This is a genomic window from Bacteroides sp. 1_1_14, assembly GCF_000162515.1.
In the GTDB taxonomy this organism is placed as follows: Bacteria; Bacteroidota; Bacteroidia; order Bacteroidales; family Bacteroidaceae; genus Bacteroides; species Bacteroides thetaiotaomicron.
Window position 1 is genome coordinate 494147 of the sequence record NZ_GG774702.1, and the last position, 25642, is coordinate 519788.

The following is a 25642-nucleotide window of genomic DNA, read 5'->3' on the forward strand; positions in this document are numbered from 1 at the left end:
GCAGAACATAGGAGTCTGAATGCATCTCCGGGTGAGACAAAGGAAAATCATATTCGCGCTTTATATGCGTAAGAGCTGTTCAGGAGAATGATTGCATTCTTCCAAAAGGGCATCGTAACGCATGGTGGTAACATCCAAGCCGTGACGATGCATCCATTGACGGACACTTTTTATTCTTACCTTGTACTGACGGCAGAAAGAATGAAAACTTAAATGAGGAATAGAAGCATCGCGAAGATGAGCCTTGTAGTCCGCAATAATTAAGGGGTAAATGGGGTTGGCTTCCATGTTTTTTGAGCCAAAGGTAAGAAAATACAAAAATTAAGGAAAGATGGCATCGCGGAGACGCTTACCTTATTGTCACCTCTCCTTGATGAATCTTTTATTTAAAGTCTTGATTATCAGATGATAGATAGTCAGCTTGAGGGTTTTGCCTGCATGTGTTAAAAACATCATTTTGGGCGTCAATGTACGCTGTTTACACCTTAATGTTTCCAAGGTATGCTGCTTACATTAAGAACAAAGCCCGGTAACCTTAATATGCAAGCAAGGTTTGATTAATCTGTTAAGTCGGTTTTATGTCTTCGTTCCATGTTCATGAACCGTTCGGCTCACGTACGTAAACCCAATGGCTCATGTACGTAGACTGATGGGACCACGTACATGAAACAATCTATTGTTACTGACCGGATACATTAATCTAGCCTGCATAATAGCTTACTGAACGGTTCATTGACGGTTGTTTCTCCGTACTAATCTTTTGTTCCTATGGGGCAATACGGTTTTTGTGACACCTTCTTTTACATATCTCCTTTATGGTGGGAGAAAATGTTTTATTCTATTTGATTGCTTCCAGAAACTCTATTTCAATAATTCTCAGATTAGCATTATTCTTGTTCGCTTTTGCTTCGAGTTCCATATCATTTGCTGCTTTTGCCGCAACTTCAGTGATCTGTCCGAAAGCATCCTGATCGCTGGTATTACCTTTCAGACGGATGGTAATTTGTTTGGAACGTACCGGCTTTTCCACATTAAGATGAACATACCCCAGGCTTTTATTCGTATCTCCACTCCAGATCATAGTATTGCCGGCAAATACTTCCAAAGGATAACTACGTGAACGCCATCCATTCAATTTGATACAGATATCATCTATTGCAGCTTCTTTTTCGAGCGTATATGTAATCCAGGCGGTGCTGAGTTTTCCGTCATTCATCCATTCGCTTCTTTCATTATCGTCGAAGCTTTGGTTTACAGTTTCATTGTTGGCTCCGGCTTTAGCGGATACAATACGTATATCACGTTTTGTGTCTTTGTAAGATGGGGTAAGAGGTGTTTCACCTTTATCCAGATTTCCTTTCAGAGTCATCTGAGGTAAATATGTACTCAATCCGTTGCTAACTTTGACGGGAAGGGTTTCTAATGTAATTGTAGCGCTGGGGAGCCCTTCTGCTTTAGCGGTCAGAGTGATCTTGCCGGCTTGGGTAGTGCTGCGGATAAGAGCACGGTTAATACCACATTCCACAGGGAGACTGGTATTAAGAATATAATTGTCTTTTCCTTGTGCGATGCCTCCGCGCCATTCGGCATTCCCTTTCAGGTCGAATTGAATGGTACGGTTGTCAAGCGGACAGCGTTTCCCATCCTTATCTACCACTTCTACCTGTATTAATGCCAGGTCAGCTCCGTCCGCATGGAATCCTTCCGGATTTTGTATCGTTGTCAGTTTCAGTCCGGCAGGTTCACCAACCGTGCTTACAGCATAGCGGCTTATTTCCTTACCGGCCTTGTTGTAGCTGACTGCTTCCAGTTTACCGGCTTTAAAAGCCACATTGTCAAAGGTGAACAGGAAATTGTATTCGCGTTTGCCTTTTCCTAGTGACTGACCGTTCAGGAACAGTTCTACTTCTTCACCTGTAGAAACGACATAGACCGGTTTTACTGTATTTGCGGGATAGTTCCAATGACCGATGATATAGGTATTGTCTTCTTCCGTATCTACCCATCCGTTCCACATGACCTGATGTGCAAAGAAAGCATCTTTTTCGATGCGCATAGGGTCCGTTACTCCACTTCTGCGATAGTTTTCTTCACCACGGTGGTGTGTGTTGGTATCCGAGAAAATGATTTTGGCCCCTCCGGAACTGACTCTGCGACCTGTCCCTGGACGCTCACGCCAATAATCATACCAACAGCGGATCATTGCTATCGCCAGCATGTCCTGATTGTGATTGTAGTCTGTTGCAGGTTGGTTACGATGTAACGGTCCGTCTCCTTCTTTGTGGAAAGGATAGCTGTATTCATCCCAATATTTTCTCAAACCTTCGTCACGACAATATTCTGTAGCCCACATCGGGTGATGCACGCTCTTGTTGATATAAAGCATTTCTCCGCCATATTCAGCTTCACGAATGTCCAGCATTTCACGAGAACCAATAGCACGTCCGCCGAAAGGATCGTATTGATCACGGATAGCTTTCATTTCTATCATATGCTCTCTGCTGATACCTTTGTTTCCACATTCATAAAATAAGATACTTGGATTATTACGGTTGTAGATAATCGCATCGCGCATTAGTTCTGTACGCTGATCCCATTGGCGTCCTGTACGGTCTTTCTCGGAATCTCCTGCCGGCATCGCCTGAATCAGGCCTACACGGTCGCAGGACTCTACGTCTTGTTTCCATGGGGTAACATGCATCCAGCGTACCAGATTACCATTGCCTTTTACTACCAGGCCATTGGAGTAGTCACTAAGCCATGCCGGAACGGACAGGCCTACCGCCGGCCATTCATTACTGGTGCGCTGTGCATATCCTTTCATCTGGATCACACGATCATTCAACCATATTTTGCCTTCTGCAAATCGTGTCTTGCGAAAACCTGTACGAGTACTTACTTCATCAAAGACTTGATTCTTATTGTCTTTTAGAATCGTCTGGACAGTATAAAGATACCCATATCCCCAACTCCAGAAATGGAGATTATTTACTTTGGAAGCAGCTTTCACTACCCTTGTTTCGCCACCTTGTAAGGTTACTTTCTCACCTTCGAAGCTTTTCACCTGTTTGCCGTCAGTATCCAGCAAGACCACCTGGTAGCTAAATTGGCGTGGTTCACGACTGTCGTTTTTTACTTCCGATTCTGCATGGATGGTGGCAGTGCGTCCTTTTACGTCGATGTCTTTAGCATAAATATAAACTCCGGTAGTTTTCAGATTACTGTATAAAGGAAGAGTCTGATACACTTCATCTGTAACGTACAAGAATACATTCTTGGGCAGGCCACCGTAGTTTGCGTTGAAGTTACGGTCGTTCCACTGGAACTTGGAGTTAGTACTTTTTTCGCGATACATCCAGTCATTGTCCGTACGTACTGCCAGTACATTGTCACCTTCTTTAATATAAGGTGTCAGGTCGAAGCCTGCCGCCATTACTCCGTTTTCGTGTTTTCCCAGATATTGTCCGTTCAAATAGAAGTCACCGGCTTGGCGCACTCCTTCAAATTCGATGAATACTTTTTGTTTTTTACCGGAAGCCGGAATCCGAAAGTGTTTCCGATACCATACCACTGTGTCCGTCAGCTGTTCGATGGACACTTTGAAGGCTTCATCTTCATTAAAGGCATGCGGTAAAGTGACCGCTTTCCACCGGCTATCGTCGAATTGAGATTGTTTAGCTTCGGGAAAGTCTCCGATTTGCAGACGCCATTCACTGTTGAAATTGTATTTTTTGCGTTCGAAAGCGTGACTATCAACAATAGCCAGCACTGCAAACAGAAATACAAATAGAAAGAGTTTGTTTCTCATGATTTCTTAATGATTAATTTTTCATTGGCAAAGAAAGTACATCAATGAAAGAAACACCCATTAAATTAGTACGGAAAACCTGTAAGATCATACGTCGGCATCATTTATGGGTTCATTTTCATCTTCAGACAGCTTTTTCCGATAGGCAGATGGAGATACCCCGAATTGGTTCTTGAAACATTTACTGAAGTAGAACGGATCGTTGATGCCTACGCTATAGGCGACTTCGGCTATGGTGAGATCTTCTGTCAATAACATTTCAGCAGCCTTTTTCATCCGCATGACACGTAAATATTCGTAAGGAGAATAACCGGTCACTCCCCGTACTTTTTTATAGAATACAGTACGTCCTAGTCCCATTATTCCGGCAAAGTCATTGACCGAAAAATCGGTATCGATCATGTGCTCATTCAATACTTCATTCAGCTTTACCGAGAACTTCTGATCCTTGTCATTGGTACAGATAATGGAATGAGCCAATCCCGGTTCGTTAGAATATTTTTGGCGCAGTTTATCCCGTAGCTCGATTAACTTGAAGATTCTTGCCAGTAGTAAAGAGACATTGAATGGCTTCGTGATATACGCATCAGCTCCGGATTCAATTCCTTCCTGATATTTCTCTTCTATATTGAGGGCAGTCAGTAATATGATGGGGATATGGCTGGTGGTAAATTCATTTTTAAGTTTGCGTGTCACTTCAAATCCATTCATTCCCGGCATCAGAACGTCACAAACAATTAAATCAGCATCATACGTACTTGCTTTTTCAAAACCGGATGTTCCGTCAGCAGCTACTTCAACTTCAAAGTAAACTCCTATTTCTTCTCTTAGGAATTCACGGATATCAGTATCATCTTCTATAATCAAAACTTTGCGTTTGTTCAAAGGATCGACAGGAGGCTGGAAAGTATCCTCTGACGTTTCATTTCTGAGAAAATCTTTGGAGTGCTGTTCCTCTTCTTCGGTTAATAACTGATTGGGAATCAGGAAATCTTTCTCCTGATAGATATCAGAATTAGTCGGCAATAGGACGGTAAAGACAGAACCGCCTCCCTCATTTTCATCATAACTGATATTACCTTTATGTACCTGTACCAGTTCGTGTGTCAAGTGGAGACCTACTCCGACACTGCTATGAGAGAAACTGCTTTGCATGAAACGCTTGAACAGTTCAGAACGTTTTTCTTTGGGTATGCCGATCCCGTTATCTATGACTTGTATACGAAGCTGTTGCTTGTCTTCCTGAATATCTATTTTGAATATAATCTTTCCGTTAGAAGGAGTATACTTGAAAGCATTGGATAGGAGGTTGTAGGTAACCTTGTCTAAATTGCCTTTATCAATAAACATTTTATAAGCAGGTTGTGACGGCTCAAAACTGAAATCGATGTTTTTGGACTCGCTTGTATCCTTGAAACTCAGGAAGATTTCATAAAGGAAAGCAATGACGTCCGTCTCTTCCAAAGATAAGGCCAGTTTGTTTTTCTGCATCTTTCTGAATTCAAGTAGCTGATTGATGAGGCGTAACATTCTCTGAGTGCTTTTATCCATGGTTTTTAAAGGACGTTGCATCTCTTTGGGAGGATTCTCTATATTGATTAGCTTGTTGAGAGCACCTTGAATCAGAGTAAGCGGTGTACGGAATTCGTGGGATATATTGGTGAAGAATTCCAGCTTATATTCGGTCAATTGCTTCTCAACAGCGATGCGATTGCGTAATCTGTTGAAATTTCGTATGATATGGAAACTGAAATAACAGACGATTCCAATGAATACCAGATAAATCAGATAGGCCCAGGTCGTCTGCCAGAAAGGAGGAGCTATGACAATCTCCATAGTACTTTCTTCCCCCCATACGCCGGCTACATTGCAGGCTTTCACTTGCAACTGGTATTTACCGGGAGGAAGATTACGGTACGTTGCCAAATTTTGTGCTGAAGGGATGCTCCATTCCGAATCATATGGAGGCATCCGATAAGAATATTTGGATGCTCCGCTTAAAAAGTTGAATGTTGAAAAGGCAATGACAAATGAATTTTGATAATGTTTCAAGTTTAACTGCCCTGTATAGGACATGGTTTCGTTGAGAGGGGAATCATCCATACCGGGCAGCATATGCGCTCCATTGATGTGAAGCCCTGTGAATACGGTCGATGCAAGTTTTTCCATGTTTTCCACTTTATTGGCATCGAGAACTACCAGGCCGTAGTTCGTACCGAAAAGTAATCTTCCGTCAGCATTTATGCAAGCCGTATTTTCAGAGTATACATTCCCCAGTGTATGTGAAGAAAAATAATAATTCTCTATTTGCTTGGTGGCGAGGGTGAAGCGGGAAATGCCATATTCGGTCGCAATCCACATTTTATTGTCCTGATCTTCAACAATCGACTGTATGACTCCGTTGGGCAATCCGTCTTTAATACTATAACAATCGAAAGTCAGATGTTGGTAGTCATTTCCCGGATAGCAGATGGCAAAGCCTGCTCCCGTTGTTCCAATCCACATATTTCCTTCATGATCATTCACCAGACAGCGGATTTCATTGCTGGGGAATGTTTCATTGACATGATTGTAAAGTACGTAATTCTTGGGGGAGTTGATCAGTGAGTCCGGATGGAAGATATAAATACCGTTGTTGGTACCCACCCACATCATGCCGTTGCGGTCTTCCTGTATGACGCGTACCCGTTTTTCTCCATAACTGCCTTGAAAGAAATGCTTGAATTGATAACCGTTGCCTGTTTTGACAGCCAAATTCAATCCTCCGCCAAATGTTCCTATCCACATCCGCCCTTTGCGGTCACGGTAGATTAAGTAGACATTGTCGTTTGATAAGGAGTTATTATCCTTACTGTTATATCGGTACCATTGGTCAGCCCCGATACGTAATCCTATACCACGCATACCCAACCATAACTGTCCTTCATTATCTTCGCACATACTGTATACGTTATGTGTAAACTTCTCTCTACGAAGTATATTTTTCAGGTCGGCATCATATTCATATAGGGTACCCATGCGGTTTGCCATATATACATTACCGTTTTTGCCACGTAAAAGCATACGTATCGTGTTGGAGCGGTCAGAAGCATCTTCGCCATTCGGATAGATACGTAACGTTCCTTTATTCAGAATCTCCAGATGAGATAATCCGGAGAATTCGGAACTCACCCAGATACCCCCGGAACGGTCTTCAATGATATATTGCAGATAATTGGAATTGATATGGCTGGAGTGACTGACTTCAAAAGTGAAGTGCTGCAGATCGCCGGTATTCAGATCGTAGGCAAAGAGTCCGTTTCCGTAAGTCGTAATCCAGATGATATCCCGTGAATCATGAATGATAGAGTAACGTTCTACATCGATATATCCCAAATGCTCGGATGAAAGAAACTGAAAATGTTTGATGTCGCCAGTGCTGGTATTGACATACCATACGTTGCCGGTATAGTTGTGTACCCATGCATTCCCTTTATTGTCTCTGGTGACGTTACCGTTTTTAATATTCAGGCGGGAGAACTGGCGCAGCTTTCCCGTTACGGGATCTAGGATGTAACTGCCAGTGGCGGTAAACATCACCCATTGATGTTGCAGGCGGAGGCTTCCGGTGATTACACCTGTATCTCCGAGTTCGGTTAATGAAGCGATTTTCTCCAGTCGGTTATTGGAAAGAGAGTGGCGGTAGATTTCTTTTTTTCCGGTAATAATGCAGGTATATTGGTCATAAGAAAAGATATGTTCCCAGCTTTCTCTCTGTGTATCCATTGCTTCCAGTTTGCCGTCATGGTATTTCCATAATCCTTGCTTGGTTCCTATCCATACATGTCCGGGGCTGTCATTGCTTTCGTAGACAAACAGTACCTTGTCAGAAGATAGGTTGCCTAATTCTTTTTTGTATGCCTGCGACGAGAACTGGCCATCCTGATAGACGACACGACGGCATCCGTTATTGTTATCCCACAACCAGATAGACTGGTCGGATGCAATGATTTTTTTCGAATAGCTCTGTTTGTATTCTCCGCAACCGGTGAAATCGACGAAGCGCCCATGTTTTAAATCGTAACAGCTATATAAAGAAGAGAGGGTGGCGATCCATAAAAAACCGTTAGAATCTTCTTCCATATTCCGGATGCGTGGGTCGGCCAATGAAATCGGCAGATTAGGGTCCGGGTAGATACTGACAAAAGAGTTGCCGTCATAATAGCTTAATCCGTTGACGGTTCCCATCCACATAAATCCCTTGCTGTCCTGAAACATATATCGGATGGAATTATTCGCCAGTCCGTCACCGGTGGTCAGTTTGTTCGAACGTATCTCGACAGATGCATGTACTGAACTGAGATAGAAAGATAAGAATGCGAATATCAGCAGTGCATTTTTCATATTTGATTTCTACGATTCTACATTATTATTAATGGTTACAAAGTTAATTTTCTTTTTAGAATAGAGGATGTAATAGCGTACGGAAAAACAAAGAAACGATGTATTATCGTTCATTCTTGATGTAAATCTCAGGTGAAATACGATTTTCTAGGCTTTGTGTACGCATGTACATTCTAAACTATAAAGAAAGCTGTAATTTAGCGGCATGAAAACGGTAACTGGAAAAAACTTCCGGTTACAGAATATTTGTTTAGAGGTAGAAGATAAGAGTCAGGTAATAAAGAAGCACATTAACAACAGTAAAATGGAAATCAGTTTTCAATAGGTTTTTAAATATAAGCATAATGAAAAAGCATATAGGTATTAGTCTTTTTTTTATGGGGTGTTTCCTGTCTCTTTCGGCTACGAATTATTTTGTAGCTACCAATGGTGATGATTCAAATGCGGGCACGCTTGACAAACCTTTCGCTACTTTACAAAAAGCGCAGTCAAAAGTCGTTCCCGGAGATACGGTATATATTCGCGGAGGCGAGTATCGGATACGGGAAGAGCAGATGATGGGAGGAGATCATTTGCGCGCTTATGTTTTTGAAATGAATAAAAGTGGCACTCAGGCCAAGAGAATCTGCTATACAGGTTATCAGGATGAACGTCCGATATTCAATCTGGCTGAAGTAAAGCCGGAGGGTAAACGGGTATCTGTCTTTTATGTATCAGGCTCTTACCTCCATTTCCGCAATTTTGAGATTATCAAAACACAGGTTACTATCCGGGAGCATACTCAGTCGGAGTGTATATACAATCAAGGTGGAAATCATAATATTTACGAGAATCTGGCGATGCACGATGGCATGGCTATTGGTTTTTATTTGGTGCGGGGAAGTCATAATCTCGTACTGAACTGTGATGCTTATAATAATTTTGACCCTGTATCTGAGAATGGTACCGGTGGAAATGTGGATGGCTTCGGTGGGCATCCGGCTTCTGCCTCCTATACGGGAAATGTGTTTAAAGGATGTCGGGCCTGGTACAATAGTGATGACGGTTTTGATTTGATAAAGGCACAAGCAGCTTATACGATTGAAGATTGCTGGGCGTTTTATAATGGATATAAGCCCGGAGGATTTGTGGGTGCGGGAGATGGTACAGGGTTTAAAGCGGGTGGCTATGGTATGCGCTCAAAAGTGAAGATGCCGAATGAGATTCCACACCATGTAGTGAAGAATTGTCTGGCATATAAAAACAAGAACAAAGGATTTTATGCCAATCACCATTTGGGAGGAATTTCCTGGTTCAATAATACCGGTTATCAGAATCCGTCTAATTTCTGTATGCTGAATCGTAAGTCTGCCGGAGAAATAGTGGACGTGGACGGATATGATCATATTATTCGGAATAATTTGTCATATAAGCCGAGGGCTGCAGGAAAACATATTGTCGATGTGAATCGGGAGGAATGTACGATTATCAATAATTCTTTTCTTCCTGTAGATATGACCGTAGGTGAGGATGATTTTGTGAGTTTGGATCCTGCTCAGTTAACATTGCCTCGCAAAGCGGATGGAAGTCTGCCGGATATTGATTTTCTGAAGTTAAAAAGAAATAGTAAATTATATGATGCGGGAATCGGTTTTCAATTCTCTGCGCAGAATCTTTAAAATATTGTTCTGTTATTGAAGAAAAATAGCTGCATGATAGATCTATGTTGATATAATCCGCATAGATCTATCGTACAGCTTGAAGAATGAGATCTTTCTGTAGATTCAGATATTAGAGAATAAGACGTTTGATCTCCTCAGCGGTATCTACAATATATTGAGGACTGAATTCTTCCAGTTCGGCACGTGGGCGGAATCCCCATGTTACTCCACAAACTGTCACTCCGGCATTAGCAGCCGTTTGCATATCCACGCCGGAATCACCCACGTACAGCACTTCTTCTTTGGTTACTTTGGCAACTTCCAGAATATCGAATACAACGGTTGGATCGGGTTTAACCTTTATCCCTTCACGTTGCCCGAACACAGCGGTAAAATGGATTTCCGGAAAATAATGGTCAATCAACTTTTGGGTGGCTGCCTGATATTTGTTGGAAGCCACAGCAATTTGAATACCTGCATCCTGTAAGTATGAGAGCAATTCCGGAATACCGGGATAAGGGCGGCTGTCATCGGCATTATGAATGTCATAGTAAGGGACGAATTCCTTGCGTACGCGCAGTACATTCTCTTTGGACTTTTCTCCTTCCGGCAAGGCACGCTCAAAAAGTTTGTCGATGCCGTTTCCTACCATGAAGTTATATTTCTCGATCTCATGTGTGGGATATCCTAACTTATTCAAGGCATAATTTGTACTGTGTGCAAGGTCGGCAATGGTATTCAGTAATGTACCATCCAAATCGAAAATGACTAGTTTCTTCATTGAACTTCTTGTTTTTTTATGTTAATCCTGTTTTCCTTTCTTTCTGCTTACAAAGATAGGAATAAAAAACGAATCATTTCCTTGTAATTCGGAACCAGTCTACATCTGTCCATCCTCCATCATTGGTAACAATAGCCGGACGGGTACAGAACATGCCGACTTTGGCGCCAATCCATTGTCCCTCCCTTGCCTGAAAAGGGTTGCCTAATGGCAAGAACTTCTTTCCGTCAAGGCTATAACTGAAGTTGCACATCACAATGAGGTCGTTACCTCCTTCACTGGCTTTAATTTTCTTGCCGTCGCAACTGAAACGTACCTTTAGGTATACCGTGTTTTGGGTAAGACCGACAGAAGAGTTTACCTGTTCCGCTTCTCCTTTATCTGCTTTTTTACATTCAATTTGAGACAGCACAAGACCTTTGTCCGTATTTTCCAGAATCAATCCTGCATAATCCCTGCCCATTACTACCAAACCTGTACGTTCACCTTTCAGTTTGGGATTAGGCATGAAGGTCAGTTTCATTGTGGTGGTGAAATTGTCCGAAGGAGTTTTTTGCAACAACAGATTAGCTACATCCCACAAATTCTTATAATCCGCTACTACCGGATAAGAGTATAGTCTGACATAACTTTTGTCTCCGGCATAATATGCCCATTTCTCATTGATATTAGCGTGCCACTGCCATTGCGGAGAGAGTATATATCCGTCGAATTCGTCGCTTTCTTGCGGTGTACAGATGGGATATATCTTTCCTACATTCGGCTTTTTGTAGGTCATTACCGGTTCGCCGCAACCGTCACCATCTTTGTCGATACCGATTACAGGCCAGTCATTCACCCACTTCATCGGTTGCAAGTGAACAAGGCGACCATAAGCGCCTACATCCTGAAAGTGGAAGAACCAGTCTTCTCCGGAAGGAGTGTCTACCCAAGCTCCCTGGTGAGGTCCATTGACGGGAGAATCACCCTGCGCCAGTACAGTTCTCCATTCATAAGGACCATACGCATTTTTAGAACGAAGTACTACCTGCCAACCGGTTGGCACACCGCCTGCCGGATGGAAGATATAATAATAGCCGTTCCTTTTATAAAACTTCGGGCCTTCACACGTCTGGTGTGCTTCGTGACCGTCGAAGATAATGCGTGAGGGGGTGATGGCTTTGGTCGCTTCCTTATTCAATTCACAGATGGTGATTACACTTTTCAGTCCGGCGCGGCTTCCTGCATAGGCGTGTACCAGATATACTTTTCCGTCTTCATCCCAAAGCGGGCAGGTATCGATGATTCCTTTTCCCGGTTTAACCAGAACAGGTTCCGTCCACGGACCTTGCGGGTCTTTGGCTTTTACCATGAAAGCGCCTTGATCCGGGTCTCCCCAGAAGATATAAAACTCTCCGTTATGGTGGCGGATACTGGGTGCCCAGACACGGTTGCCGTGTTCCGGACGTTCCGGTGTTTCAATAGGGGTGAGGGCATAGGGAACAGCAGCTCCGATAATCGTCCAGTTCACTAAATCCTTGGAATGTAGAATCTGCAATCCCGGCAGACAGTTGAAACTGGAAGAAGTCATATAGAAATCATCTCCTACGCGGCAAGCGTCCGGATCGGAATAATCGGCATAGAGCACCGGATTCTTGTATTTACCATTTCCGAGATCGGAAATCCATACTTCGGATACATAGTTTTTCTGTGCTACCGCAGTGAAAACAGTTAGCAGGCAAAAAGCTAAAGTCTGTGTCAATCGTTTCATGATATAGTTATAATAGTTTGATATTAAAGATTCAGTTGAAGTCTCTCAATGGGGCAAAGGTAAAAAAAAGACTCCGCACAAAGGAGTAATAATTGTGCAGAGTCGGTATAAAAACTGGTAAATACTCCAGTATTTGATTGTTTAACTGTATTTGTATGCTTTGTTTAATGAATATCTTTTATTTTGACCGTTACCGGATGTGCCAATTCTTCTTTCCATTCGCGGAGATAAGCGAACCATGCTTCCGGTGTCTTATAGCCGAAAGTTTCTTTCATGGAAGTGAAAGTGGTGTGATACTGTAAGTATTTGCTTCCCGGAGATGTGATGGTGTAGAGGTAGTTGTCTTTGTCTTTCTCTTCCGATTTCACATATCGTTGGGGAATGCAGGTCCCAAGACCTACTGTTTCTTTGGCATATTTCACGGTATCGTTTACCGGCCAGTCTGTTCCCCAACTGCCGACAAGCCCTTTGTGATCCGAGTAAGATTCTGCGGTACCGACAATATCCTGAACGCCTGTACAGAACACTTCGTTCTTAATAGGCTCGTCGAAGAATGCCTCGATACGAAGATCACGGTGTCCGGCATAGAGTGTGTAACGGGTCATCATGTCCAATTCCGCATTTTGATATTTCCAGCCTGTCACTTCGATTTCTGCGATGACACGCACCGGACCGTAAGAGATGATACGTTCCGTACGGGTAGCCACCGGAGTGATATGAGTTGCTTTCTTTCCGTCCCATCCTTTGAAAGCACCCGGACCGCAACTGTCGAATACCCGGAGGACATCGTCACCGAATCCTCTTGCTAACTGTTCGTCAGTAGGGTAGAACTGAGATTCTTTGATTTCCAGTCCTTTATTGAACTTACCGTAGATATCCGGTGTCTGTTTTTCGTTAAAGTAAAGACGATAGCCTACCAGTTCCGATTCCAGTACAGGACCATGAGGACGGACCATACTATATATATTACTTGTACCAGGGACAGTGATTGCCTGTACTGACTGATGCTTTCCTTTTCTCGGGTCAGCAATGAACATTTCCGCATAAACCCGTGTCGGATAGGTTTTCGTACTCTTTTCAGAAGACAGGGTTACCTGAAATGTTTTTCTTCCGTGAGCAGGGAGGCTGGTAACGAATGCCAGTTCATCCATCTTACGGTCTCTGTTCAGGTCGTCCAGCTGAGAAGGAATTTCAGTGCTTCCTTCCATTACTACGGCAGACTTTACTTTAAATCCGGTATGCAAGTCACGCAAGTTGATTACTACCGGTTCATCCGTCTTGGCACGGTTCCAGTTATTGTTTACTTCTACAGTAATGGTTTTCTCCTGTTTTTGAGCCCAGGCGGACAGAGAGCAGCACCCGACAAGGAGTGTGATGATAAAAATATTCTTCTTCATGATTTTAAGGCATGATATTATACGTCGTATTTCTTTCTGCAAAAGTAATTGAAAAAATAGCAGACCGGCTTATCTTTGGAAGATAAATTAGTCTGCTATTTGAGCTTTTTACTCTATATAATGATTTTGTGGTTTTCTGTGGTGGAATCTCTTATTTGAAATTCAATATCTGTCCTTTGGCGTCAATCTCTTCATAAGTCTCTCCATCGACTTTCAGATTCTTGGCGCTTTTGACATTCAGTATATTCTTTCCTTTGGTTGATTCTACATAAATATTTTCGAGTGTGACACCGTCTACCTGACTGATAACGACTCCGTCAGTAGCTTCCGTCATCACAACATTCTTCACAGTTACGTTACGGATAGGCATTTCCGGAAGTCCGTTGAAGAACATCGCACGTCCCGAACCTCTGCAAATGACATTTGATATATGAATATCACGGAACGCAGGAGTCTCTTCGGTTACAGGAGGAATCGCCGTCTTCATACGGCTCAGCAGATCTTCTTCCGATTCTTCTCCGGCTCCTTTGCCACCATAGAACAGGTCGAAAAGTAACGGTTCGTTCGGTATATTGATCATATTGATGTTGTTGATATAGATGTTTTCTACAACACCGCCACGTCCGCGGGTACTTTTGAAGCGCAGACCTACATCTGTTCCCAGGAATGTACAATCTTCTACATAGATATTCTTCACACCACCGGACATTTCACTGCCTACTACAAATCCGCCATGCCCATGTAATACCGTATTATTCTTTACGATTACATTCTGGCAAGGTTCTCCGCGGCGGCGGCCGTTCTCATCTTTGCCCGATTTGATACAGATGGCATCGTCACCCGCATCGAATACACTATTCAGGATCAGTGCATTCTTGCAAGATTCCAGATCGAGTGCATCTCCGTTCTGAGAATACCAGGGATTGATTACCTGAATATTATTCACTGTAAAGTCTTCACATGACAACGGATGCAGACACCAGCTCGGTGAGTTCTTGAAAGTGACTCCTTCCAGCAAAATCTTCTTGCTTTTCACGAAACTCAGTAATACGGGGCGCAACCATGCACGGATTTCATTCCATTCTTCGTCCGTGTTGATGCCTTCGGGCACATTGAAGTCTTTGCAGGCCATTGCACCTTTCAGCGAACCGGCGGTAGGATACCATATTCTTTCCTGTTCATCGAGTACACCACCCGATTTTACCAGTTTATTCCATTGCGAAGCTGTTAGTTTTTCCTTCTTCACCGGACGCCAGCAGTCTCCGTTTCCGTCAAATATTCCATATCCTGTGATAGCGATATTCTCTGCATTACGAGCAGAAATCGGTGATTGACAGCGGCGTGTTTCCAATCCTTCGAAAGAAGTGGGGATGATAGGATATGCTTCAAAGTCACCGGTGAAGAGTATCAGGGCATTGCGTTCTGTATAAAGATTCACGTTGCTGAGCAGTTCGATAGGTCCGGTCAGCCAAGTGCCTTCTGGGATGATAACTTTACCTCCGCCACGTTGGTTTACTTCTTTTATAGCATCGTTGATTGCTTTCGTATTCAGGGTCATCCCATCCCCCTTGGCTCCGAATTTAGAGATATTTACCTCATAAGCAGGAAAAACCGGCTGCTGTACTTTCGGCATTTCGAAAGGTAAATTCTGGTAAATGGTGTCATCTATTGCGTTTTCGCTTATTGCGCACTCACTTTGTTTGCATCCCGAGACAAACGGCAAACAACATACGACCATCCAGAGGAGTCTTCTTGTCATTGTGTTCATTTAGTAACTTTTCTATAGGGTTATACATTTATTGTTTTTCTGGTATTCTCTTTCGATTTCTAAGATGGCTTCTCATAACTCTTATCTCCCTCCGCAGGCGACCTCTCGCAGGCAGCCTGCCGGAAAGGAATAAGACAAATTCATGTTAACCTAATTCTAACCTTAAAATAAATATTATGAAAAAACCTCTTAATTATCATTGGCAAAGATAAGGGGGAAACTTCAGGCAGATGTGGAGTTATTGATAGAATACGTGTATTTTTTGTCATTTATGTCTAATATTTGCACACTTCTCGTGTTTTTATGCAGAAAGATACTATCTTTGCACAAAATTTAACTATTAGAAGATATGAGTAACAACTTGTTGAAAGGAAAAAGAGGAATTATCTTCGGTGCACTGAACGACCAGTCTATCGCCTGGAAAGTAGCAGAGCGCGCCGTGGAAGAAGGTGCAACTATTACATTATCAAATACTCCGATGGCTATCCGTATGGGTGAAGTCAATGCATTAGCTGAAAAACTAAACTGTCAGGTAGTGCCGGCAGATGCCACCAGTGTGGAAGATCTGACGAATGTATTCAAGACATCTATGGATATATTGGGCGGACAAATTGATTTTGTATTGCACTCTATCGGTATGTCTCCTAACGTGCGCAAGAAACGTACTTATGATGACCTTGACTATGGAATGTTGGACAAGACATTGGATATTTCGGCTGTATCGTTCCATAAAATGATTCAGTCCGCCAAGAAACTGAACGCTATTGCGGAATATGGTTCTATCGTAGCTTTGAGTTATGTCGCTGCTCAGCGTACTTTTTACGGCTACAATGACATGGCAGATGCTAAAGCCCTGCTGGAATCTATCGCACGCAGTTTCGGGTACATCTACGGTCGTGAGCATAGCGTACGTGTGAATACGATTTCACAGTCGCCTACCTTTACTACTGCCGGTTCGGGAGTGAAAGGTATGGATAAGCTGTATGATTTCGCTAACCGTATGTCTCCGCTTGGAAATGCAACAGCTGACGAATGTGCGGATTATTGTATCGTGATGTTCTCCGACCTTACCCGTAAAGTGACTATGCAGAACTTATTCCATGACGGTGGTTTCTCCAGCGTAGGTATGAGTCTTCGTGCAATGGCTACTTACGAAAAAGGACTGGATGAGTACATGGACGAAAATGGTAATATCATTTACGGATAAAAGGTTATGAAACTACGGATCTCTCTTCTTACTATATTAATAGGTATGCTTTTCGCCTCCTGCGGCTTAAGCACAGGAAAGGTTGCGGAGCAGAAGGAAGAAGGGATTTCTGTTCTGAGATACGATAAGCTGTTGAGCGAATATGTTCGCTCCAACAGCTTTTCCGCTATGCAGAAACTGACAATGGACTATCGTCAGCCGACAAAGATTCTGATAGAAGATGTACTGTCTATCGGTACGGTGAAGGACGACACCATTTCTCAGCGTTTGCAAAAATTCTACTCGGATAGCACCTTGCTTCGTTTGCTGAGCGATGTAGAAGCTAAATATCCCAATCTTGACGAAGTAGAAAAAGGACTCACCAAAGGATTCCGGAAGCTGAAGAAGGAAGTCCCCGATACGAAAATACCATTTATTTATTCGCAGATATCCGCATTCAATGAATCAATCATTCTGGTAGATACATTGCTGGGAATCAGCCTCGATAAGTATATGGGAGAAGACTATCCTCTCTACAAACGTTTCTACTATGACTATCAATGTACTTCGATGCGTCCGGAACGGATTGTGCCGGATTGTTTCGCATTCTATCTCCTTAGCCGTTACGAAATGAACTATCATGAAGGTACTTGTCTGGTCGATCTGATGATGCATTCCGGCAAAATCAATTATGTGGTGCAGCATCTGCTTGGTTATGACGATATTGGCCAGGCAATGGGATACTCGGATCAGGAGAACGAATGGTGCAGGAAGAATGAAAAGGATATCTGGGAGTATATCTGTGCAAACGATCATCTGCACGCACGTGACCCGATGGTGATCCGCTACTATATGAAACCGGCGCCGACTGTTGATATGTTGGGAGGACAAGCCCCTGCATTGATCGGTTCGTGGGTGGGAGCACGGATTATAGCATCCTACATGAAAAAGCATAAAGATCTTAAAATAAAGGATCTGCTGGAGCTTACCGATTATCAGAGTATGTTCGAAGAGTCCGGTTACCTGAAACTCTAGTCCATACCTATTACTTATTACTTATCACCTATTACCTAAAGTGGAAACTGCTCTTTACCTGTTGCCCGTTACATTGGGCGATACACCTCTTGAACAGGTGTTACCTTCTTATAATACGGAGATTATTCGTGGTATCCGGCATTTTATTGTCGAAGATGTTCGTTCTGCCCGTCGCTTTCTGAAGAAGGTTGACCGGGAAATTGATATTGATTCGCTGACTTTTTATCCTTTGAATAAGCATACTTCTCCCGAAGATATATCTGGTTATCTGAAACCTTTGGCGAGTGGAGCCTCAATGGGGGTGATTTCGGAGGCGGGCTGTCCTGCCGTTGCCGATCCGGGAGCAGATGTGGTTGCCATTGCCCAGCGCCAGAAACTGAAAGTGATTCCTCTGGTAGGTCCTTCCTCTATTATTCTTTCAGTGATGGCTTCGGGATTCAATGGACAGAGCTTTGCCTTTCATGGTTACCTGCCGATAGAACCGGGAGAACGGGCTAAGAAGTTGAAGGCACTGGAGCAGCGTGTCTACGCTGAAAGTCAGACACAGTTATTTATCGAAACTCCTTACCGGAATCATAAAATGATAGAAGATATCTTGCAGAATTGCCGGCCGCAGACAAAACTATGTATTGCTGCCAATATTACTTGCGAGGGCGAGTTTATACAAACCCGCACGGTGAAAGACTGGAAAGGGCATATTCCCGAATTGTCTAAGATTCCTTGTATTTTTCTCTTATACAAATAACATCTTTCAAGTGTTCGTATTCATCTTCGAAGCAACTGCTGAAAAAGCCTTTGCCCATATTTTCTTCTATCTGTTTGAAACTCCATAGCTTACTGTTCTTGAAACGGGGAGTGCAAAGGATAGAATCATCTTTGATATCGACGATGAAAAGATAGATGAGCCGGTTGGTTGTTTCATTCTCGAAGTGATAGACAATGTTAAACTCCGGCTTGAAGTCTTCCGTTGCGTGTGGAAGCGCATTGTGCACCAGGCGGTTTACTCCTTCCGTGAGGGATTCACCATAGCGGAGATAGCATTCCATTGGTATGTCTGTTTTCCCTTTATCCAGGATGGCATTCATCGGTCTATCGCAAAGAAACAGCATCCCGTGAGTAGATACGGCTATTCTTATGACCGGATTGATATAGGCATTCTTATAGTTGAGGGCTTCTATGGCAAGGCTTCTTCCGATGACATCTCCTTTTGTGTTGACTATGGGCACGTATTCCGTGTGCGACATCAGATGGTTGAAATACCGGATAGCAATCTGATTGAACAGGATACTCATCACAAATACGACAGGGGGAAATACCTTATAAAGTATCACCATGCTTGTCTGGCTTAAAGGGTCCTGACTGGCAACGACAATACTGATAATAATAAAATGCAGGATACCGAAGATCAATGCAAAACGGGCCGAAACAACTGCCGCCTCTGCTCCTTGCGCATACAAGCGCTTATTGCAGGAGCCTATCTGTCTCAGAAAGTGGTTGATAAATCTCTTTTTATGCATATAGAGTATCAGCATCGGAATGAGGATACTGACTTCCAGGGTAAGAGGCAGAGCACCTGGCGGAACATAGTCACCGGGAATCAAGGCTGCAAGTGACAGCAGTGCCAGCATTCCGGTGGCAATATAAAGAATAAAATTAGGAATTAGCGCTCCTTTACGGTGTAGTAATAGGTATATCCCTACGATACCTATACCAGTACCGATGTAAATAGCCGTGTCTTGCGTTATAAATTCACACAATAAAATGGAAATAATAACGGGGATAAAACCCAATGACATGTTAAACGCGGAAGAAAGTGTTCCTTTATGATCCATCTTTATGTTTATTTGCCGGTTTTACCTATAAAACAAATAGGGAATGTGTTTTGTTTTCTATCGAATGTGTTTCTCTGCATGATAGGATGAACGAACGAGAGGAGCACTCTCTACAATGCTGAATCCTTTCTTTAAACCGATGGTTTTGTAAGTGGCGAATTGTTGTGGCGTCACATACTCGGCAACCGGATAATGCCGGTGTGTAGGCTGCAAATATTGTCCTATCGTAAGAATCTGGCAGCCGACTGCCAGCAGGTCGTCCATAATGGTTTCCACTTCCTGTGGAGTTTCTCCCAACCCCACCATAATACCGCTTTTTGATTTTGTTCCGCTTCGGGCGATGTGACCGATCACTTGCAGGCTGGTATCATAGTTGGCCGCACTGCGAACCAGGGGACTGATGCGTCTTACCGTCTCCATATTATGGGAAATAATATCGGGATTGGCTTCTATCACTAGGTCTACCAGTTCCATTCTACCCTGAAAATCGGGTATCAGTACTTCGATTGTGGTCTGCGGATTCAGTCGTTTGATCTCACGAATGGTATGTGCCCAATGTCCGGCTCCCAGATCGGGAAGGTCGTCACGGTCTACCGAAGTAACTACCGCATGATCTAGTTTCATAAGAGCGATAGACTCCGCTACGTGTGTCGGTTCGTTGGCATCCAGTGGATGCGGGCGTCCGGTTTGTGTGTTGCAGAATTTGCAGCTTCGGGTGCAGATGTCACCACCGATCATAAATGTGGCAGTTCCTTTTCCCCAGCATTCTCCCATGTTGGGACAACGCCCACTGCTGCATATCGTATGCAGGCAGTGGGAGTCGACAATTCTTTTAGTTTCGGTGTAACGGTCGTTGGCACCGATATTTATTTTCAGCCATTCAGGCTTGCGCACTCTGTCAGCCATTACAAATTGTTGAGGAAGAAGTTGGTCAATCGTGTATATAGATGCTGACGGGTGTTGCCGCCGTATATGCCATGATTACGATTGGTATATACTTGCATATCAAATTGTTTGCCCAACTGCACCAGATGCTCGGCGTATTCAGCACAGTTCTGGAAGTGAACATTATCGTCTGCCATACCATGTACCAGCAACAGATTGCCGTGCAGCTTGTCGGCCCGTGTGAAAGCGGATGATTCTTTGTATCCTTCTGCGTTTTCTTTCGGGGTGCGCATGAAACGTTCTGTATATATGGTGTCGTAGAAACGCCAGTCGGTAGGTGCGGCAACAGCTACACCGGCTTTGAACACCGGAGTTCCTTCGCTCATACTCATCAATGTCATGTATCCGCCATAGCTCCATCCCCAGATACCGATACGGTCTTTATCCACATACGGCTGTTTGCCTAAATAAAGAGCTGTTTCGACCTGGTCTTTGGCTTCTTTCACACCGATTTTGAGATAAGTGCATTTCTCGAACGCTTCTCCGCGGCCTCCTGTGCCACGACCGTCTACACATACAACGATATAGCCGAGGCTGGCCATGTAAGTCTCCCAACTGATTCCCCAAGTATCCAGAACTTGTTGTGATCCCGGACCGCTATATTGGTACATCAGCACCGGATATTTCTTGGATGCGGAGAAGTTGACAGGCTTCATCATCCATCCATTCAAAGTTACCCCGTCCGTAGTCTGGAAGGTAAAGAACTCTTTTTGCGGGATGGCATAGCCGGCTAACGTTTGTTTCAACTGGTCGTTGGTGATAAGCGTTTTTAAGGTTTTGCCTGTATTGTCGTTCAGTGTAACCAGCATAGGAGTATCCAGATTCGAGAATTTGTTCATGTAATACTTCATCGATTTGCTGAATAACGGCGTATTGGTTCCTTCACGTTGAGACAACTTTGTCTTTTTACCTTTCTTATCGATCTTGTAAACTGCTTTACGCAAGGGACTTTCCTCATTGCTGGTATAATAGAAAGAACCGTCTGCTTCGTCATAACCCAGAAAATCCTTCACTTCATATTTGCCATTGGTTACTTTCTTGATAAGGTTTCCCCCCATGCTGTACCAGTAAAGATGGCTGAAACCGTCACGTTCGCTAAGCAAACTGAAAGTTTCCGGATAGAACTTGATATTATCGAACACGTTCTCCTTAATATAATAAGGTGACTCATCACGCAACACTAACTTGCAGAGTGTTGAGCGCGGATCGGCAAAATAAAGGTCGAAACGATCCTGATGGCGGTTCAATGTCATGACGGCAAGTTTGCTGGCATCTTTCGTGAAGCGGATGCGGGGGATATATCCGTCTGCATCTATCGGAAGCTTCATGGTGCGGGTCACGTGCGATTTGATGTCGTACGTACGTACTTCTACTTTCGAGTTCGGGTATCCGGCTTTCGGATACTTGTAGGTATATTCGCCCGGATAGTCTTTCAAAGGAGTAATCTGCGGTGCTTCTCCCGCGAACATCGGAAAAGAATAAGAAGGAACTTCCGATTCGTCGAAGCGGATGAAAGCAATCATGGTATTATCGGCACTGAACTCCAGGGCACGGTTGAAACCGAACTCTTCCTCATATACCCAGTCGGGGATACCGTTGAGAACTGTATTTTGCTTGCCATCTTCGGTCACCTGACTTTCGCTGTTACCGTAGAGCAGCTTTACGAGAAATATATTATTGTCACGCACGAAAGCGATCATCGTTCCGTCGGGAGAAAAGACGGGGACCTGTTGAGGTCCGCCGTCGGACAGCCGTTCAATAATGTTGTTTGTCGTAACTCCCTTATCATTTCGTTTCAAAGGGTATATATAATGCACAGCTGTGTATGAATGCCGGTATATCGGGGTCGTTTTGGTAGCAATCAGCAATTTGTCACCATCGGGTGAGAACTGATAGCTGTCGAAATTCTTGAAGTCACATTCACGTGCCTGGTTCACGTCAAAGATCACCTCTACCTTTTCTCCTGTGCGGAATGAGTATTTGATGATTTGCGTACCGTCGGCGTTCATTTGTGTGTAGTGCTCTCCATCTGGTGTGGGGATGACTCCCTGAATATTTTCCGGGCGGAAGCGTCCGGAGGTAATATCTTTTAAATCAAGTGCCTTTTGTCCTTGTGCCATTCCGGCGAGGCAGAGAAGGCAGAGGAGCAGGGCTAAACTTACTTTTCTCATTTTATAAATCGTTTTATATTTTACTTGTTTAAGGGGGTTAAGTTCATACCCTGCAAAAATAACAATAAACTTAAATACCTCAAAGTACATCCTGTTTTTGTTTGAATTAAACCCTTATTTTCTTACGCCTTTTAAATTTGTTTAGTATCGGATGACTGCTGTTTAGTTAAAAATGATGTATTGCGGAGAAAAAAGAGTCTTTCCCCTTGCATTATCAGAATGGAAAGTGATATATTTGTGATATCAAAATAATATCAAAATTTAGTCCTATGAATGCAAAAGAATTTCAGTACAATGACGTGGTTATTAATGGGTTTGTAGCCTTGTTTGTTAATTTGGCGATACTGCCTCTTCTGATTGTGATGAGCTTTGTCCTTTTTAAAGGAAGTATTGTTTTGTTCCTGCTGCTGATCCTCTTTCTTGCGGCAGCTATTCTGATGATTCCCGGATATTTTTCTCAGGAACCGAACGAAGCCCGGGCTATGGTATTCTTCGGAAAGTACAAGGGTACCTTTACCGAAACCGGTTTCTTTTGGGTGAATCCTTTTATGAATAAGAAAAAGCTCTCTTTGCGTGCCCGTAATCTGGATATAGAACCTATCAAGGTGAATGATAAGATTGGTAACCCCATTCTGATAGGACTGGTGCTTGTCTGGAAACTGAAGGATACGTATAAGGCCATGTTCGAAATCGATGCACAGACGATGGCGGATAATAAAGGAACCGGACAGATGAGTGTAACCGTTGCCGGACGAATGAATGCTTTTGAAGATTTTGTGCGTGTGCAGAGTGATGCTGCTCTCCGTCAGGTGGCAGGATTGTATGCTTACGATGATAACGAAGCGAATTCGGATGAATTGACATTGCGGAGCGGTGGCGATGAAATCAATGATCAGTTGGAACACCAGCTTAACGAACGTCTGGCGATGGCCGGAATGGAAATAGTGGAAGCCCGCATCAACTATCTGGCTTATGCTCCGGAGATTGCAGCCGTCATGTTGCGTCGCCAGCAGGCTTCGGCCATTATCAGTGCCCGTGAAAAGATTGTGGAGGGTGCCGTATCAATGGTACGTATGGCTTTGCATAAACTTTCTGAAGAAGAAATTGTTGAATTGGACGAGGACAAGAAGGCGGCGATGGTCAGTAATCTGCTTGTAGTTCTTTGTGCGGATGAGGCTGCACAGCCGGTAGTCAATACAGGTACGTTGAATCATTAATAAATAAAAATAGAAGGTAAGAAGGTAGTGGCTAAAAAAGAATCTTCAATAAAGAGTTTTGTTTTGCGTGTAGATGCCGAGACAATGGATGCCATTGAAAAATGGGCAGCCGATGAGTTTCGCAGTACAAACGGACAACTTCAGTGGATTATTGCCGAAGCGCTGAGAAAGAGCGGCCGGCTGAAAAAGAAATCCGCTAAGGCAGGGAATGCTCCGTCCGAATCTTCCGGTCAGACATAACCTTTTTTAGATGTAATTGATAAGGATTATTGGAAGATATTCGATATCTTTGTGAAAAGTACTTTAAATATTACCGCTATGAATTCGAAGAGAAAAGATTTGCAGTATGCTTCTGTCTTCCTGTTGGCCGTAGCATTGACATTCCTGATGGGAAAAGGTGATAACCTGTGGCTGATATCATGGGGTGACTTGATTCCGAGTCTGTTTGTGCTGTTCATTGCGGGCGATTGTCTGCATAGTTCCCTGCTTCGTATTAAACGTGGCGAGGAAGCAGGAGGTTCCCGCTGGAGTACCTGCTTCGCTTTTCTGATATTCAGCATTGTTTTCATGGGCGATTTATTCTTTATCGGCCATTTTATCATTGATAAATTACTGGGATAATAGGGGAGGTGTAGCCTTACTTTTCAGATAAACAACCCTATATTCTTGTGTTATCTATCGGATAAGGTCGTGTGATATAAGTTCAATTGTTATCGTGCCACTCGGGTGAACAGATCGTTTCACCCGGGTGGCACGATCTGTTCACTAGAGTGCGCAGGCCTGTGCACTCTAGTGGAACGATGAAGATGTCGGTAAGAAAACAGAGGTATGTAAGGGAGATAAGATAAGGATGTAGGTAAGAGATGCTAAGAATATAGGTAGTATCATCTGTAAAGAACAACCGGATGAAGGTAAGGTAACGGTATACTGTCCGAAAAATCATGAGAGATAAGTTGAAATAGAATGAGAGATAGGTTGAAGTGTGGTGAGAGATAGGTTGATTTTATGTGATTTGGCTGAAAAAAGAATGAGAGATACCGATGATGAAAGTATCTCTCATTTTGTATCTTGTTAGTTCTCTGATATTTATAAGAAAAGAATGAGAGTATGAGAGATAAAAACATAATTCTTTTTTTGAGAGGCTGGGAGAATGGATGGATAAATCCCGATAGAATCTGAGTTTAATGCCAATATGTAAATAGGTATACCTTGTTACGGTTGTTGGAAAAGAAGATAAACTAAAGCATTTAGTTTACTTTAACTATGAAAATTAGTTTATGAACTAAAACTTCTCGTTATTTGCAGTAAACAATGTTGTAAATATGAAAGGATTAACAGTAAAAGAAGAGGAATTGATGGGGTATTTCTGGGAGAAAGGCCCTTTGTTTGTGAAAGAAATGTTGGCTTTCTATGAGGAACCGAAGCCTCATTTCAATACGTTATCTACAATTGTTCGCGGGCTTGAAGATAAGGGATTTCTGGCTCATCATACTTTTGGGAATACTTATCAGTACTATCCCGTTGTCAGTGAAGAAGATTTTCGTAAAGGGACATTGCGGAATGTAATCAGCAAGTATTTCAATAATTCATATTTGAGCGCTGTTTCGTCTCTGGTCAAAGAGGAGGATATTTCTTTGGATGACTTGAAAAGGCTTATAAACGAGGTGGAACAAGCTCATCAGAAATAATAAAGAATAACACGATCTAATACAAAACAATACTATGCACA

At 43.1% G+C, this 25642-nt stretch carries 18 protein-coding genes; 8 read left to right on the forward strand and 10 right to left on the reverse strand.

Annotated features, from left to right (window positions below; genetic code table 11):
• Window positions 1-60: 60 nt before the first annotated feature.
• The 3 genes from HMPREF9007_RS22485 to HMPREF9007_RS22475 form a co-directional block, all read right to left on the reverse strand.
• Window positions 61-288, reverse strand: coding sequence for a hypothetical protein (locus tag HMPREF9007_RS22485; protein WP_032850054.1), 228 nt, complete (start codon window positions 286-288; stop codon window positions 61-63).
• A 550-nt stretch (window positions 289-838) separates the two neighbouring features.
• The gene (locus tag HMPREF9007_RS22480) at window positions 839-3808 is read right to left on the reverse strand and encodes a sugar-binding domain-containing protein (RefSeq protein ID WP_008759857.1); all 2970 of its coding nucleotides are present in this window, start codon (window positions 3806-3808) and stop codon (window positions 839-841) included.
• Window positions 3809-3895: 87 nt separating this feature from the next.
• A complete protein-coding gene (locus HMPREF9007_RS22475) occupies window positions 3896-8191 on the reverse strand; it encodes a hybrid sensor histidine kinase/response regulator transcription factor (RefSeq protein ID WP_008759858.1) in 4296 nt (1431 codons plus the stop codon).
• 344 nt (window positions 8192-8535) lie between these two features.
• On the opposite strand from HMPREF9007_RS22475, the gene HMPREF9007_RS22470 reads away from it, so the two are divergent.
• On the forward strand, window positions 8536-9849 hold the full coding sequence (locus tag HMPREF9007_RS22470; RefSeq protein WP_008759859.1) for a right-handed parallel beta-helix repeat-containing protein: 1314 nt from the start codon (window positions 8536-8538) through the stop codon (window positions 9847-9849).
• A gap of 112 nt (window positions 9850-9961) precedes the next feature.
• Here HMPREF9007_RS22470 and HMPREF9007_RS22465 read toward each other — a convergent pair whose 3' ends face one another.
• From HMPREF9007_RS22465 to HMPREF9007_RS22450, 4 genes are all read right to left on the reverse strand, one after another.
• Entirely contained in the window at window positions 9962-10612 is a 651-nt protein-coding gene (locus HMPREF9007_RS22465) for an HAD family hydrolase (RefSeq protein ID WP_008759860.1), read from the reverse strand.
• A 73-nt stretch (window positions 10613-10685) separates the two neighbouring features.
• Window positions 10686-12362 (reverse strand): glycoside hydrolase 43 family protein, encoded by a 1677-nt coding sequence (locus HMPREF9007_RS22460; protein ID WP_008759861.1) that lies wholly within the window; start codon window positions 12360-12362, stop codon window positions 10686-10688.
• Window positions 12363-12526: 164 nt separating this feature from the next.
• Window positions 12527-13759, reverse strand: a complete 1233-nt coding sequence (locus tag HMPREF9007_RS22455) for a DUF4861 domain-containing protein (RefSeq protein ID WP_008759862.1) — start codon at window positions 13757-13759, stop codon at window positions 12527-12529.
• A gap of 151 nt (window positions 13760-13910) precedes the next feature.
• A complete protein-coding gene (locus HMPREF9007_RS22450) occupies window positions 13911-15527 on the reverse strand; it encodes a glycoside hydrolase family 28 protein (protein WP_008759863.1) in 1617 nt (538 codons plus the stop codon).
• A gap of 349 nt (window positions 15528-15876) precedes the next feature.
• On the opposite strand from HMPREF9007_RS22450, the gene HMPREF9007_RS22445 reads away from it, so the two are divergent.
• From HMPREF9007_RS22445 to HMPREF9007_RS22435, 3 genes are read left to right on the forward strand one after another with little or no spacing between them, the layout of a single operon-like run.
• A complete protein-coding gene (locus tag HMPREF9007_RS22445) occupies window positions 15877-16734 on the forward strand; it encodes an enoyl-ACP reductase (RefSeq protein ID WP_008759864.1) in 858 nt (285 codons plus the stop codon).
• A gap of 6 nt (window positions 16735-16740) precedes the next feature.
• Window positions 16741-17748: a GldB family lipoprotein gene (locus HMPREF9007_RS22440; RefSeq protein WP_008759865.1), complete on the forward strand. Its 1008-nt coding sequence runs from the start codon at window positions 16741-16743 to the stop codon at window positions 17746-17748.
• A 40-nt stretch (window positions 17749-17788) separates the two neighbouring features.
• A complete protein-coding gene (locus HMPREF9007_RS22435) occupies window positions 17789-18493 on the forward strand; it encodes an SAM-dependent methyltransferase (RefSeq protein WP_008759866.1) in 705 nt (234 codons plus the stop codon).
• Here HMPREF9007_RS22435 and HMPREF9007_RS22430 read toward each other — a convergent pair.
• Genes HMPREF9007_RS22430 through HMPREF9007_RS22420 form a run of 3 tightly spaced genes read right to left on the reverse strand, consistent with a single transcriptional unit; the run spans window position 18459 to window position 22696 of the window.
• Window positions 18459-19580 (reverse strand): hypothetical protein, encoded by a 1122-nt coding sequence (locus tag HMPREF9007_RS22430; RefSeq protein WP_008759867.1) that lies wholly within the window; start codon window positions 19578-19580, stop codon window positions 18459-18461. The two genes, HMPREF9007_RS22435 and HMPREF9007_RS22430, sit on opposite strands and share 35 nt — an antisense overlap.
• 57 nt (window positions 19581-19637) lie before the next feature.
• Window positions 19638-20486 carry a lipoyl synthase gene (gene lipA / locus HMPREF9007_RS22425; RefSeq protein ID WP_008759868.1) on the reverse strand — a complete coding sequence of 283 codons (849 nt, stop codon included), beginning with the start codon at window positions 20484-20486 and terminating at the stop codon, window positions 19638-19640.
• Window positions 20486-22696, reverse strand: coding sequence for a S9 family peptidase (locus HMPREF9007_RS22420; protein ID WP_008759869.1), 2211 nt, complete (start codon window positions 22694-22696; stop codon window positions 20486-20488). Before HMPREF9007_RS22420 ends, lipA begins: the two co-directional genes overlap by 1 nt.
• Before the next feature lie 269 nt (window positions 22697-22965).
• On the opposite strand from HMPREF9007_RS22420, the gene HMPREF9007_RS22415 reads away from it, so the two are divergent.
• From HMPREF9007_RS22415 to HMPREF9007_RS22400, 4 genes are all read left to right on the forward strand, one after another.
• Window positions 22966-23913 carry an SPFH domain-containing protein gene (locus HMPREF9007_RS22415; RefSeq protein ID WP_008759870.1) on the forward strand — a complete coding sequence of 316 codons (948 nt, stop codon included), beginning with the start codon at window positions 22966-22968 and terminating at the stop codon, window positions 23911-23913.
• Window positions 23914-23940: 27 nt separating this feature from the next.
• The gene (locus HMPREF9007_RS22410) at window positions 23941-24153 is read left to right on the forward strand and encodes an Arc family DNA-binding protein (protein WP_008759871.1); all 213 of its coding nucleotides are present in this window, start codon (window positions 23941-23943) and stop codon (window positions 24151-24153) included.
• Between the two features lie 78 nt (window positions 24154-24231).
• Window positions 24232-24534, forward strand: coding sequence for a hypothetical protein (locus tag HMPREF9007_RS22405; protein WP_008764409.1), 303 nt, complete (start codon window positions 24232-24234; stop codon window positions 24532-24534).
• 701 nt (window positions 24535-25235) lie between these two features.
• Complete coding sequence (locus HMPREF9007_RS22400; protein WP_008759873.1) at window positions 25236-25601, forward strand: BlaI/MecI/CopY family transcriptional regulator; 366 nt, start codon at window positions 25236-25238, stop codon at window positions 25599-25601.
• The last annotated feature ends 41 nt before the right edge of the window (window positions 25602-25642 follow it).

What these genes read in the sequence shown, in the direction of transcription:
- HMPREF9007_RS22420 (WP_008759869.1), bottom strand. Translation starts at nt 22,696, where the DNA reads ATGAGAAAAGTAAGTTTAGCCCTGCTCCTCTGCCTTCTCTGCCTCGCC.
- HMPREF9007_RS22465 (WP_008759860.1), bottom strand. Translation starts at nt 10,612, where the DNA reads ATGAAGAAACTAGTCATTTTCGATTTGGATGGTACATTACTGAATACC.
- HMPREF9007_RS22475 (WP_008759858.1), bottom strand. Translation starts at nt 8,191, where the DNA reads ATGAAAAATGCACTGCTGATATTCGCATTCTTATCTTTCTATCTCAGT.
- HMPREF9007_RS22460 (WP_008759861.1), bottom strand. Translation starts at nt 12,362, where the DNA reads ATGAAACGATTGACACAGACTTTAGCTTTTTGCCTGCTAACTGTTTTC.
- lipA (WP_008759868.1), bottom strand. Translation starts at nt 20,486, where the DNA reads ATGGCTGACAGAGTGCGCAAGCCTGAATGGCTGAAAATAAATATCGGT.
- HMPREF9007_RS22430 (WP_008759867.1), bottom strand. Translation starts at nt 19,580, where the DNA reads ATGGATCATAAAGGAACACTTTCTTCCGCGTTTAACATGTCATTGGGT.
- HMPREF9007_RS22400 (WP_008759873.1), top strand. Translation starts at nt 25,236, where the DNA reads ATGAAAGGATTAACAGTAAAAGAAGAGGAATTGATGGGGTATTTCTGG.
- HMPREF9007_RS22445 (WP_008759864.1), top strand. Translation starts at nt 15,877, where the DNA reads ATGAGTAACAACTTGTTGAAAGGAAAAAGAGGAATTATCTTCGGTGCA.
- HMPREF9007_RS22480 (WP_008759857.1), bottom strand. Translation starts at nt 3,808, where the DNA reads ATGAGAAACAAACTCTTTCTATTTGTATTTCTGTTTGCAGTGCTGGCT.
- HMPREF9007_RS22440 (WP_008759865.1), top strand. Translation starts at nt 16,741, where the DNA reads ATGAAACTACGGATCTCTCTTCTTACTATATTAATAGGTATGCTTTTC.
- HMPREF9007_RS22470 (WP_008759859.1), top strand. Translation starts at nt 8,536, where the DNA reads ATGAAAAAGCATATAGGTATTAGTCTTTTTTTTATGGGGTGTTTCCTG.
- HMPREF9007_RS22415 (WP_008759870.1), top strand. Translation starts at nt 22,966, where the DNA reads ATGAATGCAAAAGAATTTCAGTACAATGACGTGGTTATTAATGGGTTT.
- HMPREF9007_RS22455 (WP_008759862.1), bottom strand. Translation starts at nt 13,759, where the DNA reads ATGAAGAAGAATATTTTTATCATCACACTCCTTGTCGGGTGCTGCTCT.
- HMPREF9007_RS22450 (WP_008759863.1), bottom strand. Translation starts at nt 15,527, where the DNA reads ATGAACACAATGACAAGAAGACTCCTCTGGATGGTCGTATGTTGTTTG.
- HMPREF9007_RS22485 (WP_032850054.1), bottom strand. Translation starts at nt 288, where the DNA reads ATGGAAGCCAACCCCATTTACCCCTTAATTATTGCGGACTACAAGGCT.
- HMPREF9007_RS22405 (WP_008764409.1), top strand. Translation starts at nt 24,232, where the DNA reads ATGAATTCGAAGAGAAAAGATTTGCAGTATGCTTCTGTCTTCCTGTTG.